Source organism: Candidatus Flexicrinis affinis (assembly GCA_016716525.1).
In the GTDB taxonomy this organism is placed as follows: Bacteria; Chloroflexota; Anaerolineae; order Aggregatilineales; family Phototrophicaceae; genus Flexicrinis; species Flexicrinis affinis.
In genome coordinates, this window is record JADJWE010000007.1 from 288,144 (window position 1) to 303,617 (window position 15,474).

A 15,474-nucleotide genomic window follows, 5' to 3' on the forward strand; every position below is an offset into this window, starting at 1 on the left:
AGACGACGCCTCCGCCCAGACGGACAGCTCAATGCCGTGCGGTCGGCAGCGTCTTGAGGGGTTCGCCGCGCAGGGCAGCGCGTAGCGCGTCGCGGTCGTCCCACGGGTATTCGATCGTCCCGAAACACATCGACTGCTCGTGGCCCTTGCCACACGCCATCACGATGTCGCCGGGGCGGGCCATCTGGCAGGCGCGGAAGATCGCCTCGCCGCGGTCGGGTACGCGGAAGAACGTCTCGCCCTCCACGCCGCCTTGAGACCGGCAGCCTTCGGCCATCATCTCGAGGATCGCATCCAGCGAATCGGTGCGTGGGTCTTCGGCGGTCAGCACGGTGATGTCGGCCATCCGCGCGGCGGTCTCGGCCATCATGCGCCGCTTCTGCACATCGCGCAGGCCGGCACTGCCGAACACGGCGATCAGCCGCCCGCCGTCGCCGATCACCGTGCGACCCGCTTGCAGCGCCTTTTCGAGCGCGTTGGGCGTGTGGGCGAAATCGACCATCGCCGTAAACGGCTGACCCTCGTCAATCAATTGCATACGGCCCGAGACAGCGGTCACCGCCGCCAATCCGTCGTAGATGCTCTGGTAATTGGCGCCCAGCGCGCGCGTCACGCCAATCGCGGCGAGCGCGTTGTACACGTTGAACGCTCCAAACAGCGGCAGCTTGAACTTCGCAGCGCCGACTTCGAACTCGGCCCCGCCCGGCCCCAGAACCACGTCCTCCGCGCGGCAGTCCGCGTCGTTGTCGATGCCGTAGATCACGCGCACGTCGGTGGGAATGTCGAGCAGGGTGCTCGCGCCTTTGTCGTCCACATTGATGACGGCGATCTTCGGCACGGTCTGCTCGGAGACGCGGGCCTCCAACGCACGGTGGACGCGTACGCCGGCCTTGCGCGCCGATGTCGACAGCATGTGGAACATGGTAGCCTTGGCGTCGCGATAGGCGTCCCAACTGCCGTGGTAGTCGAGATGCTCGTGGGTGATGTTGGTGACGACCGCGGCGTCGATGTCCACACCGACGAGCCGCCCCTCGGCCAACCCGTGCGAGGTCATCTCGAGCACGCAGTGAGTCAGGCCGTTCTCGACCATCTGCGCCAGATAGCGCTGCACGTCCGGCGCGCTGGGCGTGGTGACGTGAAAGCCGGTGTCCAGCTCGCGCCCGCCGATGTCTGCAGCAATCGTGCTGATGTAGCCGGTCGTGCCGCCGGTCGCGAGCTTGAGGATGCTGTGGATCATGGTGCTGGTGGTCGTCTTGCCGTCGGTGCCGGTCACGCCAACGACGACCAACTGCCGCGATGGAAAGTCGTAGTACGCCGCCGCCAGCAGGCCGAGCGCTGCTTTTGAACTGCGCACTTGCACGTACGGGACAGGCAAGCCCTCGATCGGCTGTTCACCGACAATCGCCGCCGCGCCGCGTTCGACAGCCTTCGCGATGAACTGGTGGCCGTCGACGGTGCGGCCCTTGCGTGCGACAAACACGCCGTGAGGCTGCACCTCGTCGGTCGACTCGACCACCGGCGCGTGGATGAGAGCGTCGGCGGTTACGGCGATCACGTCCTCATCGGGCAGGGCTTCGAGCAGTTCAAAGAGTGTCTTGGGCATCGTCAGTTTCCGTCGGTAGGTGCGGGGGCGTCCCCGTCGGGCAGTAGAGAGAGCTCGGTCAACCACGTCTCAATCTCGGCAGCGACGACGGCGTTGCCGCGCGGGTTGAAGTGCATGTCGTCGGTGTAGTACAGGTGCTCGCCGTCGCGGGCGTAACCTTGCAGGATCGGCAGCAGATCGAGACAGGTCAGGCCGAGTTCATCGCACAACTCGAGCATTTCGCGACGCGGCCCGCCCAGCAAGTCGATCACTTCGGCGCCGATGATTGGTTCGGTCAGGTCGCTGTAGACTTCTTCGCGGGTCGGGATGAGGAAGACGGCTAATGTACCGCCCCACTCTGTGACGGCGTCGCGGGCCTGTTCCAACGCATCGCGGGTCATCGGCACGCCGGCGGCCACGCGCGGATCGTCGAGATTCGACGCGATCTGCTCGTAGCGTTGGCCGAAGTTGAGCCGGTGGCCGTTGTACTCGACCGTGAAAGGCCTGCTGAAGTGGTAACGTTCGAAGTCGCTGATGTACGCGCCTTCGCCGACCAGCGCCGTCTCCGCGACCACCCACGCCGCGCTGTTGCGCCTCAGCCAGCCTAGGATCGGACCACCTTCGTCAGGGTACTCCGGCACGACCGTATCGCCCAGCTTGTCGATCTCGCCGCGCAGCAAGGCAAGCTGATAGTCCTCGTTGAAATCGTTGACGAAGAACTGCCAGATCACCAGCGGCGGCTCAAACGTGCGCCCGAAAGTGTCGATGAATCGCCAGTGACTCACGCTGCCAGTCGATCCCTGCGCGAGGTTCATGACGTGGAGGCCGGTGGACCGCGTGAACTGCGTCACCCAGCAGTCGGCATATTCGGTGAAACAGAAGCTGAAACTGTCGCCGACGACGGCTACATCAACACGGTCGCCCAGCGCGAACGGCTCGGAACGAAAGCCCATGCGTGAATTCTGGATTTGTACCGTGTCGACGTGAAAGGCGACGCCCTCGCCGGGGCCGTAGAGCGCGTTCTTGACACCCGTCTTCATCATGAAGCCGTGGTCGATGTCCATGGTCATCAGGCCGAGCCGGTTAATGTCGGTCGACTCCCCTTCGATGACGCGCCGCGCGGCGAGCTGCAGCGTCGGGGGAAGGATCGGCGTCGCCACCCGAACGACGAGTTCGAGCAGCAGCGGGGTCACGACGACCCAGAAGCCGATCAGCAGCAGCGCCTTTTTCATGCGAGACAAAACAATCCGGCCACCCTGTACGCAAGCCGTGAGTGTACAGGATGGCCGGTGAATTGCGAAGATCGTGCGCGTTACGCGACGTGCATCGCGTGGGCGCTCTCGATGCAGGCGCGCATCTGGTCGTAGTGGGACCGCGTGTGCTGCCCGAAGTACGACAGGATGTAGGCCGCATTCTTGAACAGTGCCGGATTATTCTGCGCGTCCTGCGGCATCGCCTCGACCGTGCCGATCAGCTCTTGGAACGTGCGCTTGAGCGCCGCGAGCATTTCGGCGCCGGTCGGGTATACGCGCTTGAGACCGGCGAGGTGCATCTCGTTGTTGCCGCCCCACGTCCCGTTGCCGTCACCGCCGCACAGCGCCCACATCTGCCAGCCCAGCGACCGGTCGGACATGATCAGGTGCGCGAGCTGATCCGTGATGCTCCACTCCTTCTCGCCGGGCCGGTGGGCCAGTACGGTTTCCGGCAGTTGGCCGATCATCTCATCCAGTTCGCCGCCGAGTTCCGACGCTGTGCGCTGGAGCTGCGCGACCACTCCGCCGACCGAGTCGGGCAGCGGGGGCAGGGGGCGCTGGGCCAGTGTGAGTTCGACCATCTTGTGGTCCGGGCCGCGATAGAACGATACCGGCACGGTGTCACCGGCTTGATGCGTGTCGGCAATGCGGCCGATGGCATAGTAGTCTTTGACCTCGATGGAGCCGATTTGCACGATGACGTCGCCGACCTGGAAGCCGGCACGCGCCATGGGACTGCCTTCCGGCAAGCCATCGACTACGACGCCATGATGTATCGGCACGCCGAGCTTTTCGGCACGCTCTTTGTCGTTGTCGCCGACGAAGAAGCCGAACATCGGGCGTAGCGCGAAGCGGCGGTCAATGCCCGTCTGCAACAGGTAGCGCAGGTTCACCAAAGCGGCTTCCCAGGCGCGCTCACGACCGGCGGCGGCCTCCATCCAGCCTTCACCGGCCCCTTGATGATGGACGATGCGCAGCAGTGTGCCGCCATCGTCTTCGGTGAAGTTCAGCTCGACTTGCGTTGGCGCGAGGTCGCCCGAGCCGCACCATGTGAACGACAGCGCGTGGCCCTCCTCGACGACCGAATAGATTCCACTCACCCAGCTGCCGTTGTTCCAGTATGCGTGCCAGTGCCCGCCCACGCGCGGGTCGGTGTGCGCGCCATCGGAAAACCAGACTCGCATCAATCCGGAATTGGCGAAGCAGTCGTATACGGCGCGCGACGGCGCAGGCAGCACGGTTTCTATGGAAATGATCGACATCGTTTATTCTCCTAATCCCTAAGCAGGCTGACGCTGGCGCGCCGCGGCAATGGCAGCGCTGATTTGCTCGAAATGCTCGCGCAGGTGCGCATCGATGAAGGTAAGCCACCCGGACATCAGTGCGAACAGCGGCTTAATGCTGGCGGTACGATCGTCGATCGAGGCGATCATGCGCAGTTCTTCGCGCAGCGTGCGCCTGAGCAGCGGCAGCAGCTCGGCCGAGGTCGGATACTGCTCGCGGATCCCGTCGATCTCGAACGGGTTGTTCTCGCCCCAGCGCATCTCGACACCGGCGGTGTGCATCAGCCACAACGCCTGCTGGGTCCAGCGCTCGGTCCAGATCAGATGCGCGAGAACGTCGTTGGCGCTCCACTCGCCTTCGGCGGGCCGGGCCTGCAAATGCTCCTCCGCCACGCCATCGAACAGTGCAGTGAGATCGGTCTCGACCTGCTCGATGCGTTCGCGGACGAGCGTATACAGCGATTCACGGTCATGCGGGTAATGCGCTGGTTCGCGCTTGCCTAGCGTCATCACGGTCGTGTGCATACGGCCAGCGCGGGCATACGCGACCTCGACGACGTCGCCGGCGGCAAACCGACTTGTAATGACGCTGATGTCGCTGAACCCGTGCATCGGCACGCCGCCGATTGAAGCGATCGCATCGCCGGGCTGCAAGCCGGCTTGACCCGCCGGCCCGTCTTCGGGCGCAGCGGTCAACTGCACGCCGTGGCCCTCGCGAAGGCCGAGCGCGGCAGCGCGGCTTTGCGACAACGGCTCGATGCTCACCCCCAGCACCGGGCGGCGCAGATAGCGTGCGTCATTGGCCGTCTCCAGTAGGACGTGCAGATCGGCGAGCCGCTGCGCCCACTCCGATTCTTGCGCAGAACGATACGCCTCCCACGCGTCTCCGCTGCCAAACCCGCTTTGCGTGAGGGTGATGCTCGTGTCGCTTCCGGCGTCCGCGAACGTGACCTCGATCTGCGTCGCTCCCGGCGCATTGTGCTCCAGCCACGAGAAAGCGAGGCGCTGTTCAGGCTCAACGGCACTGTAGATGCCGGCGGCCCAATGCCCGCGATACCACGACAGGCTGAGCACGCCGCCGGGGCGCAGGTCGACCGTGGCACGCTCGCACAGCCAATGCGAAAGCATGTTGGCGAATGTCCAGCACGTGTAGACCGCATGGCGCGACGCAGGGAGTCTCGTTTCGATGCGGAGCACGTTCATTGACGGCCTCCTGTGCAGTGATGATTCACCTCAAGGATACCGCACAACGATGTCGTTTCAATGAATTCAAATGGTTAAATTGTTGGGAACGGATTGGGTTTTCCGGCGCAATGTGACCGCAAGCACCCCAATGGCGCAGGCAATCGCGAGCACAACGGTAATGATGGCGCCGACCGCGACATTACGATCGTCGCGCACGATGACCGCGTCGAGGAGCGCCGCACCGCCCTCGACCACGACGTCGAACCGGCCACCGAACAGGTCAGATGCGACCGGCGTTTCGATCCATGTCGAGCCATTGCCTGTGTAGGTCGTGGTCGTCCCGTCGACGGTTACGGTCAGCGACTCGCCCCGCCAGCGCAGCGCCACGCCGGTACCTTCGGCGACAAACGTAGTATGTCCGCCGGAAGTCGCCGTCCCGAACTGCGTGCCGTCGGCATCGATCACGCCGCCGTCCGTCTCGATCAGCCAGTGTTCACCCGCCTGATGCACACCGATCCGCAGCGGATGGTCAACGGCGGTGATGTACTCGCGCATGGCGTCGTATACGGGCAGCGTAGAATACGACGGCTTCTCGGCGCTGTAATCGGGTTCGGCCATACGGAAATAGTAAAAGCTCTCGTTGCTGCGACGGTCGTCGGGCAGGGTAAAGAACCAGTAGTTGACCACGCCCACCCACGGCCACTCGGACTGGATGCGCTCGTAGAACAGCGGCATGTAGCGTGCCTGCTGTTCCAGCGTGACCTGCCCGAAGTTGTAGCGCGCGTCGATCGGGCGCGGGTCGGCCTCTTCGCCCGGTACGGCGTTCCACGCCGCTTCGCTCAGCCAGATCGGCTTGTACGCGTCGCCATGCGCGATCATCAGTTCACGGATGTACTGGCTCCGCCCGACGTTGACCGTGACCGGGCGCATTCGGCGGTCGGTCGGCCCGCTGTTGAGCCCGTAGCCCTGCATCGAGAGCACGTCGAAGCACGCGCCCGCGCCGGCGGCATACATGCGCTCGAAGAACACGAAATCGTTCAGGTTGCGCCCGCTGAGTTCGATCGTCGGCGCCAGCGCCCCGCTGATGACGACGATCTCCGGGTCGACCGCTTTGAGCGCCTCATGCGCCGCGCACAGCAGGTCGGTGTAGGCCTCGGGGTCGACGTCCGACTCGCCCCACTCCGGGTAGATGTTCGGCTCGTTCCACACCTGATAGAAGCGGATGCGGCCCCGATAGCGTTCGGCCAACGTGCGCGCGAAGTTGACGTAGTCCTCGATCAGCACCGGTGGGGCCATGTCGCCGGCCTCGGGCGAGGACTGCGCCCACTGTGGCGGGTTGCTGATGCGCGCCTGAATCTGCAGGCCGTACTGCTCTGCGAGATCCACGATACGGTCGTACTTCGCCCACGCGTCAACCACGCCGATCGCGTCCACGTTGCGGCGGTCCGCAAAGTCGCCGCGGCCGTGGATCTCGATGTCCTCCCACGTGAATTCCTGCCTAATCCACGCGAAGCCCGCCGCGCTGATCTGCGCGAGCTGCTGTTCGACTTTGGCGGGGTCGGGTTCCAACTGCAGGAACGTGTTCATGCCGAACGGGTTTTCGCCGGCGTGCTGGACGGGCACAAGCGGATCGTTGCGAGGCTGGGCTCGGATGAGGTTTCCCACCCACTCGACCATGCCGCGCACCTGCGCCAGCGGCTCCTCTTCGCCGGTCTGCGACCAGAAGACCTGCCACACCAAGCCGTGTGCACGCAGATCGAGCAGCAGGCCGACGGTCAGGGCCGCGAGAATTACGCCAACGATCACTATTCGCCGCAACGTCATACAGCCTGTTTTTCATACCGCGGATTCGTATCGGGCATTATAGGGGCGCTGGTATAATCCGCCTACGGACAGCCTGATCCTCAAAGGAACCTCGTATGGACTACGCCGCTCGCCGCGCCAAACTCTCACAGTCGGTGCAGAACGCCGACGCGATCGCCCTCGTGCCGGGGGCCAACCTCAAGTACTTCACGGGCCTAAACTTTCACACCAGCGAACGGCCGATCATCGCGCTGGTACAAGGCGAGCACCTGTCGATTATCATCCCCGCGTTAGAGGTGCCGCAGGTGAATGTGCGCCCCGACCTCGAAGCGCAGTTGTTCGTGTGGACGGATACAGAGGGCTATCACGGCGCGTTCGAAGCCGCGGTCAAGGCGCTTGGTCTTGCCGATGGCACGATTGCGATTGACGACATGTCGATGCGCCTGTTCGAATGGATGGGATTCGAGGCGGCGGAGTCGACTATCCGCCGCCACCCCATCGGCACCGACCTGCTGCTGCTGCGCCAGCAGAAGGACGCTGGCGAACTGGCCGCATTGCGCGCGGCGTGCAAGCGCAGCGAGTCCGCGTTCGACGCGCTGCTTGCGTGGGTCAAGCCGGGCATGACCGAACGCGAGATCGGCCTCAAACTGGACTCGCTGCTGATCGAGCACGGATGTCAGGGCTTGAGCTTCGAGTCGCTGGTGCAGACCGGCCCCAACTCGGCGCTGCCGCACGGCGGCGTGACCGATCGCGCCTTACAGGCCGGCGAATTCTTACTCGTCGACTGGGGCGGTCGCTATCAAGGGTATCCGGCCGACCTGACGCGCACGGTCGTGTATGGCACGCCGAACGCCGAGATGCAGAAGATTCATGAGACGGTCGTGGCCGCCAACCGTGCTGGCGTCGCGGCGTGTAAGCCGGGCGCGCGCTGCGGCGACGTCGACAAGGCCGCGCGCGACGTGATCGAAGCGGCGGGCTACGGCGAATACTTCATCCACCGCACGGGGCACGGGCTCGGGCTGGAAGTCCATGAACTGCCGCAGATCGCATCCGGCGTCGATGCTCCGCTGACGGTCGGCAGCGTGTTCACGGTCGAGCCGGGGATTTACGTGCCGGGATTGGGCGGCGTGCGCATCGAAGACAACGTCGTCATCACCGAGACCGGGGCCGAACAACTGACGTCGTTCCGCCGCCAGATCGTGCCGTAGTCTATTGGGCGCTGCCCCATACCCCGGCAGGGATTTGCATCCCTGCATTCGCGTACATCTGACAGTCCCATCTCCGCGAAATCGCGGAGATGGGAGCCTAGAGGTCGCACGTCCTTGTGTGATGGCGTGGGGCGGCGCCCTAACGTGTTTAGCCGTTGACCTGCACGAAGCGGAAACCGTCGCCTTCGGTCACGATGTAGCCCATGCCCGGGAAGGCAAAGTGATAGCCGAATACTTTCAGTCCATCGACCGCGGCCTGTTCGAACAGCGCGCGGCGGGCTGTCGCGGCGGCAGCAGGATCGGCGTCGAAGCCAAGCGCCCAGTCAGGGCGAGCCACCGACACGATCGAGTTGTTGGCGGCATCGACGACTGATAGCAGCGCGTCATCACCGTTTGCGATCATGAACGCGAGGTGCCCCGGCGTGTGCCCGAACGACGGCATGGCGGTGATGCCCGGCAGCCATTCGCCGCTGTCCGGCATCACGTTGAGCTGACCCGCGTCGATCACGGGCTGGAGCTTTGCCGTCGCGTTGGCGAGCGCGCCGCTGTCGAGGAAGCCCTTCTCCGTCTCGCCGATGTGATACGTCGCATTGGGAAAGCTCACCCCCGCGTCGCTGCTCGCGCCACCGACATGATCGGGGTGGATATGTGAGATCAGCACGTCGGTGATCGTATCCGCTGGCAGGCCGAGAATGCCGAGCGTCTCGACCAGCAGGCCCGCGCCTGCGCCGTTGCCGGTGTCGAAGAGGACGCGCCGGTCGCCGGCATCGAGCACGATGACGTTGAACGTCGACTTCTGCTGCTCCAGCGGCAGATTGTTGGCTTCCAGCAAGGCGTTGAGTTCGGCCGGGTCGGCGTTTGCGGCCAGCACGTTGGAGGGAATCGTGCCGACGCGATCCTGAATGACCGTCAATCCAAACTCGCCGACATTGGTGCGATAGAACGAGCCGAAAGCGGGTGCGCTCCCCTGTGCGCTGACGGGCAGCGCGAAGACGCCCAGCCCGGTCGATGCGAGCGTCGCCCCAGCGGCGCCCATGCCCATACTCTTCAAGAACGAACGACGGGATAGTCCAGCTTGCTTGTCAGAACGCATTAGGTTCACCTGTAGTATCTTCCCTTCGGACACGTCGCATTGTAGACCGCCAATGTTCCGGACGGGCGTCCGGTTAATTGAACGTTCTCGGAAGGCTCACGCGTCATCAATCCGTCCGCCGTTTGCTCTACGGCAACCGACCGCGCCCTAGTCCGGTCTTCGGCCCGCCCGTATACTGTCCTGCGGCCTGACCACAGTAGGGACGTCCTCGCTTATGACCCGTTTTGCCCGCATCGTGCCGCTCGTACTGGCCGGCATCGCCATCAGCCTGCTGATGAGCGCGCCGACGGATGCGCAGTTGTTCAACACCAACACGCCGGAGCCGGAACCGATCCTGTTCATCACGAATACGCCACCGGGGCCGACGCGTACACCGACTCCGTCGCCGACAGCGACGTTCACGCCGACCAACACCCCAACGGCGACGTTCACCCCAACCAACACCCCGACGCCGACACCGACACCGATCGGCCCGTTCTTCTACCCCGAGGGTATCAACCCGCTGACCGGGCAGATGTACCCGAACGAAGAGGCGCGCAACAGGCGCAACCTGATCGTCAAGATCAGCAACTTCCCGCCGATCGTGCGCCCACAGACCAACGTCAACATGGCCGACGTGGTATTTGAAGTCGAGGCCGAAGGCGGCGTGACGCGCTTTGCGGCGATCTTCCGCAGCCAGATGCCCGATCTGGTCGGGTCGGTGCGCTCGGCGCGCCTGCTCGACCTCGAGCTGTTACCCATGTATCAGGCGCTGCTGGCGTACTCCGGCACCTCTGAGCCGATCCAGCGGCTGATCATGTCGTCGCCGTATGTGTATCAGACGTTCTCGCCGCTCAAGGGCGACAACGAAGACGCCGGGTTCATCCGCATCCCGCAGGAAGACAAGGCGTTCGAGCATACGCTGTTTCTTGAGCCGGACAAGCTGATGGAAAAAGCGACCGCGCGCGGCGTCAACACGCCATACCGGGCGTTCGGCTTCGCGTTCAGCGACATCATCGACCCGGGCGGGCAGCCTGCGCTCGACATCGAAGTCGACTGGTACGGCCAGATCGACGCACGCTGGCAGTTCGACCCGGCGACGGGGCGCTATCTGCGCTTCACCGATGGCGTGCCGCACACCGACGCCGCCACTGGCGAACAGCTATGGGCGGACAATCTCGTCGTCATCGAGGTGCCGCACAACCGCCGCCCCGACCTGTTCCCCGAAGGCTCGAACTACGAGTCGATGGAGATCGCGCTGTGGGATCAGGGCCGCGCCTTCGTCATCCGCGATGGGCAGTATTTTCAGGGCTTCTGGCGCCGGCGCGACCGCGAACCGGGCAGCGCGCTTCAGTTGATCTATGGCAACAACACGCCGATTATGCTCAAGCCGGGGCGCACATGGGTGAGCGTCGTGCGGTTCCTCGGCGACTCGGTCATCACCGACCAGTATGCCGACATGGAAGCGACGTCCACGCAGGTCGCTTCGCAGGCATCACCAACGCCCGACCCAGCAGCAAGTACCGGCGATTAGCGACCGTCACACGTCAGACGCAAAACGCCCCGGTCGTCCCGGGGCGTTTTGGATTCTCGGCGAGGCGAGGCGCTACGGCATCAGCCCCATGTCAACGATCACCTTGCTTTCGCGCGTCGGATACAGCGCCACGCTTTCGGCCTTGAGGGCCGGCAGCACAATCTCCGGCGCGACGTTCAGATCGCCGGTGCGCTGCAGAATGTCGGCGTAATAGAGCAGCGTATCGTTGGCCTTCTCGGCGATGAAGATTCCCGTTCCATCGAAGATCACGTCGACCGGATTGCCCATGCCCGTCTGATCGCCCGCGATACGCACGTCGACTGGCGTCGGCCCGTCCGAAATGCTGATCACGCTGATGACGAACACCTGTCCGTCCGTGTTTACAGCCGGATCGCCGACATCGGTGAGGATGACCGTGTTGCTGTCGTAGTCGATGTCGATGCCGTGCAGGTTGACCGAAATCTTGCTGCCGTCGGCATCCGTCGGAACGATGAGGCGGGTCGGGCCTTCCGCGCCCAGAGTCGCGCTAAACCCGTCATACGCGGCGATCTCGCCGTTGGTCTTGGCGGCGTACAGCGTGTCGTTGAACAGGTCGTACCAAACATCCCACACCGACCCGTTCTCGCCGATGGTCACGACGGCTGCGGGTTCAACGTCGCCCTCCGCGTCAAGTCCAAACAACTTGATGTTGCGTGCTCCGCTGTCTGCCACGGCGACGACGTCGATCGTCTCAAGCACCTGCAGCCCTTTAGGGGCAACCAGCCCCGTGTTCTCACCTGCAATCACACGCGGCGTGTCCAACGTGCCGGAACCGAAGTCGGTGTATACCAACAGCCCGCCATTCGTGATCGTGCCGTCTACCACCGTGAGGTCGACGGTCACCCACGCATTCCCGGCCGAGTCGAACGCGATGCTCTCCACGCTGGCAACGTCGGCCAAGCCGGTGACCTCTTCGATCGTCTGTGGATCGACCGCGGGCGCCTTGAACACGCGATCGCCGTCCAAGCCGCCGGGATTGAGAGACCCGAACAAGACATATTCAGTCTCGTCGGTCGTGTCGGGGCGCAGGCCCAGCTCGACCGCGACATCGGGCGGGATGAGTACGCGCTCGACGATGTGGATCATGCCGTTCGACGCCGCCACGTCGGCCGTTACGACTGGTGCGCCGTTAACGCTCAATGCACCGTCAATCGACGTAAAGACCAGCGACGAACCTATCGCCTCGCCGTCGAGGGCGCTCATCTCCATCGTTGCGGCCAAGGGCAAGACGGCCAATGCTTCGGCGTCGTAAGCGCCCTCAAGGACGTGATAGGTCAGGACGCGTGTGAGGAGCGACACGTCAGTGGTGAGGGCTGTGACGACATCGGCGGGAAGCGCCTCGAAGGCCGCATTGGTCGGAGCGAAAACCGTGTACTCGGCGTCGGGGTCGTCCAGCAGGCCGACCAGATCGGCGGTGCTAAGAAGCGTGAACAAGGTCGAGAAGTCGCCTGTGTTGCCGGCGACGGCCGCGATCGTCTGTTCCTGCGCCGCAGCAGGAGCGACGAGCAGCGCAATCAGTACGAGTGATGCAATCAGTCGACGCATAAAACCTCCCCGGGGTCGTTCTGTTGTAAGCGGTTCCAAACGTACTGTACGATAAAAGTAGTCGACCCGGTCAATCCAAAGCTGCGTTTTATGCGCGTCTAACGCCGATTGGGCGGGTTATAATGGGTGGGTGGTTGAAATACTGATCATACTCTTATGAGTCAACGCGAAATCGAAACCCATGCAGTCGGACTGATCGATCTACCTGTCGTACGGCGGTTGATCGAGTCGTGTGTGTGTTTGGACAACGAGGCCCACTTCACGACCGATGTCGGCAGCAGCCTGACAGGTATTCTGCTGCCGTCGCGCGGCGTTTCGACGTTGATCGCTCGCGGTCCGCAGGCCCCGGTCATCGGCCAGATCAAAGTGCGCGACGACGAGCCGAACGCACACGTCGTCTATATCGCGCCCGAGCCTGCGCCCGCGGCCGACGACACGGCGTGGCTACACGTGCTCGATGCCATGACCCGCGAGGCCGGTAAAATGCGCGCGCATACGCTGGTGGCGGAAGTTGCCGAAGACAGCGCGATGTTCGAGGTGCTGCGCACGGCAGGTTTCGCCGTCTACACCCGTCAGCAGTTGTGGCACCGGCGAGGCATGTACGCGCCAATGCCGAGCCGCTTCCAACTGACCGAAGAGACGCAGAACGACATTATCGGCGTGCAAGGTCTGATTGCGCAGTGTGTGCCGCCTCTGCTTCAGCCGATTGCCGTACCGCCCAGCGACATGCCCCGGCTGGTCTATCACCGCAACGGGTGTGTCGAGGGGTATGTGGCGTATTCCACCGGCAAGCGCGGAATTTACGTCTTGAGCTACCTGCATCCCGACACGCTGCCGGACGCCGCCCACATCCTCGACGCCGCGCTGCAAATGATCAGCCCGGCGGCCAAGACGCCGATCACGTTCTGCGTGCGACGCTATCAGGACTGGATGGGCAGCGCGATGGAACGGCTGGGCTGCGTGCCGGGCGTGCAGCAGGCGCTGATGGTCAAGCACATCACGGCCGGTGTGCGTACCGCCCCGTTCGAGGCGCTGGTGGAGAAGCTGGACCGGGTGATGGCGCGGCCTAATCACAGCCACCATGCCCGGCGGTGACACCCTACGGCTTCCGGGTGACATTTCCCCAATGGTTGACGTAAACCAATACCACGCTAGACTCTAGTTAGCGAAATAACACTGCTATACTGATAATGCTGGGTTGCGCTGCTGCTGGACCAGCGGTGCATCGCACTGGGCCAAAAACGGGTGGGCTCATATCCCGGAGTGCAGAACCCTACATGGAAAAACGGATAACCGACAATATCGAAGAACTCAAGCGTGTCCTCCCCGACCGGATCAATACTGCTCTCGACAACTTAGGCAACACTGACAGCCTCCTCGAGGTTGTCCTCGACCTCGGTCGTGCTCCTACAGCACGGTTCACCGATCGCGAAGTTGTCCTCTCAGAAGAAGAGATCACCCACGACGAACTCGACTCGATCGTACAGAACATCGGGCAGTTCGACGCGGATAACCGCGCCGGTATGGAACGCACGCTGCACCGCATCTCTGCGATCCGCAACCGCAAGGGGCAGGTCGTCGGCCTGACGTGCCGCGTCGGGCGTGCGGTGTACGGTACCATCGACATCGTGCACGACCTGATCGTGACCGGCAAAAGCATTCTGCTGCTTGGCCCGCCGGGCGTCGGCAAGACGACCCTGCTGCGCGAAGCGGCCCGCGTGCTGGCCGATACCAAGCGCGTCGTCATCGTCGATACCTCCAACGAGATCGGCGGCGACGGCGACGTGCCGCACCCGGCCGTGGGACGTGCGCGCCGTATGCAGGTCAGCCGCCCGGAGCGCCAGCACGAGGTCATGATCGAAGCCGTCGAAAACCACAACCCGGAAGTGATCGTCATTGACGAGATCGGCCGCGAGTTGGAGGCTATGGCCGCGCGCACGATCGCCGAGCGCGGCGTGCAGTTGATCGGCACGGCGCACGGCAACGCGCTCGACAACCTGATGCTCAACCCGACGCTGTCCGACCTTGTCGGCGGTATCGAATCGGTCACCTTGTCCGACGACGAGGCGCGCCGCCGCGGCACGCAGAAGACCGTGCTGGAACGCCGCGCCCCGCCCACGTTCGAGGTGCTCGTCGAGATCAAGACCCGCGACGAACTGGTCGTGCACGAGGACGTCGCTACTGCCGTCGACACCATCCTGCGCGGGCGCGCACCGCAGATTCAAGTGCGCACGCGCCTCGCAGACGGCACGATGGACATCGCCGTCAAGCAAATGCCGATGGACGAACGGAATCAGGCGCAGGGCTTCGGGCGCAGCAACGGCCGGCATGGACCGGACGTCGAAGCGGCCCCGGCCCCGCGGCGGGGCACCCGCCCGACCTCTGTCGAACGCCAGCGCCCGGCACCCGTGCTTGACGTGCCGCCCACGCTGCAAAGGCCGATCAGCGGCGGCGGGCGCGGCGAGCTGAAGGCGATGAAGATCCACGCGTACGGCGTGGCGCGCAATCGGCTTGTACAAGCCGCCAAGCGTCTGCACGTCTCGCTGGAAGTAACCGACGATGTCGGCCGTGCCGACGCCGTCATGACGCTGAAAACGCTCTACCGGCGACGGCCCAAGCTGATCGTCGATGCCGAGCGGCGTGGTATGCCGATCTACGTGCTGAGGGCCAACACCGTCAGCCAGATCGAGGACACGCTGATCGACATGTTCGGGCTTGAGGTGTCCGCTGCCGACCCTTTTGGGAAGGCCCTGCAGGAGGCTGAGTCGGCGATCTTTCAGGTGCGCGCCGGTGCGCCGTTCGTCGATCTCTCTCCGCAGGGCGCTGTGGTCCGCCGGCATCAACACCAACTGGCTCGCAAGGCCGAGTTGGAATCACGCAGCTTCGGCGAAGAGCCGAACCGGCACGTACGCATCATCCGCGGCTAGCGCCGGTTGGGACGTTTCATGCAAAAGGGACACCACGCGTGTC

11 protein-coding genes are annotated in these 15,474 nt (G+C 64.0%); 4 read left to right on the forward strand and 7 right to left on the reverse strand.

What is annotated here, in order from left to right:
* Positions 1-28: 28 nt before the first annotated feature.
* The 5 genes from IPM16_18865 to IPM16_18885 all read right to left on the reverse strand — a co-directional run bounded on the left by IPM16_18865 (position 29) and on the right by IPM16_18885 (position 7,127).
* Positions 29-1,603 carry a UDP-N-acetylmuramoyl-L-alanyl-D-glutamate--2,6-diaminopimelate ligase gene (locus tag IPM16_18865; GenBank protein ID MBK9125165.1) on the reverse strand — a complete coding sequence of 525 codons (1,575 nt, stop codon included), beginning with the start codon at positions 1,601-1,603 and terminating at the stop codon, positions 29-31.
* Between the two features lie 2 nt (positions 1,604-1,605).
* Positions 1,606-2,823, reverse strand: a complete 1,218-nt coding sequence (locus IPM16_18870) for a hypothetical protein (protein ID MBK9125166.1) — start codon at positions 2,821-2,823, stop codon at positions 1,606-1,608.
* A gap of 71 nt (positions 2,824-2,894) precedes the next feature.
* Positions 2,895-4,097 carry an SRPBCC domain-containing protein gene (locus IPM16_18875; GenBank protein MBK9125167.1) on the reverse strand — a complete coding sequence of 401 codons (1,203 nt, stop codon included), beginning with the start codon at positions 4,095-4,097 and terminating at the stop codon, positions 2,895-2,897.
* A gap of 18 nt (positions 4,098-4,115) precedes the next feature.
* Positions 4,116-5,321 (reverse strand): SRPBCC domain-containing protein, encoded by a 1,206-nt coding sequence (locus IPM16_18880; GenBank protein MBK9125168.1) that lies wholly within the window; start codon positions 5,319-5,321, stop codon positions 4,116-4,118.
* Between the two features lie 66 nt (positions 5,322-5,387).
* The gene (locus IPM16_18885) at positions 5,388-7,127 is read right to left on the reverse strand and encodes a cellulase family glycosylhydrolase (protein MBK9125169.1); all 1,740 of its coding nucleotides are present in this window, start codon (positions 7,125-7,127) and stop codon (positions 5,388-5,390) included.
* A 95-nt stretch (positions 7,128-7,222) separates the two neighbouring features.
* Here IPM16_18885 and IPM16_18890 point away from each other — a divergent pair, with 95 nt between their 5' ends.
* A complete protein-coding gene (locus IPM16_18890) occupies positions 7,223-8,314 on the forward strand; it encodes an aminopeptidase P family protein (protein MBK9125170.1) in 1,092 nt (363 codons plus the stop codon).
* 148 nt (positions 8,315-8,462) lie between these two features.
* Here IPM16_18890 and IPM16_18895 read toward each other — a convergent pair whose 3' ends face one another.
* Positions 8,463-9,407 (reverse strand): MBL fold metallo-hydrolase, encoded by a 945-nt coding sequence (locus tag IPM16_18895; GenBank protein MBK9125171.1) that lies wholly within the window; start codon positions 9,405-9,407, stop codon positions 8,463-8,465.
* A 214-nt stretch (positions 9,408-9,621) separates the two neighbouring features.
* Between IPM16_18895 and IPM16_18900 the strand changes: the two genes are divergently transcribed.
* Positions 9,622-10,920 carry a DUF3048 domain-containing protein gene (locus IPM16_18900; GenBank protein ID MBK9125172.1) on the forward strand — a complete coding sequence of 433 codons (1,299 nt, stop codon included), beginning with the start codon at positions 9,622-9,624 and terminating at the stop codon, positions 10,918-10,920.
* 72 nt (positions 10,921-10,992) lie between these two features.
* Here IPM16_18900 and IPM16_18905 read toward each other — a convergent pair whose 3' ends face one another.
* On the reverse strand, positions 10,993-12,504 hold the full coding sequence (locus IPM16_18905) for a fasciclin domain-containing protein (protein ID MBK9125173.1): 1,512 nt from the start codon (positions 12,502-12,504) through the stop codon (positions 10,993-10,995).
* Between the two features lie 156 nt (positions 12,505-12,660).
* Between IPM16_18905 and IPM16_18910 the strand changes: the two genes are divergently transcribed.
* Together IPM16_18910 and IPM16_18915 are read left to right on the forward strand one after the other, a co-directional pair.
* Positions 12,661-13,599 (forward strand): hypothetical protein, encoded by a 939-nt coding sequence (locus IPM16_18910; protein ID MBK9125174.1) that lies wholly within the window; start codon positions 12,661-12,663, stop codon positions 13,597-13,599.
* 182 nt (positions 13,600-13,781) lie between these two features.
* Entirely contained in the window at positions 13,782-15,431 is a 1,650-nt protein-coding gene (locus IPM16_18915; protein MBK9125175.1) for an AAA family ATPase, read from the forward strand.
* The last annotated feature ends 43 nt before the right edge of the window (positions 15,432-15,474 follow it).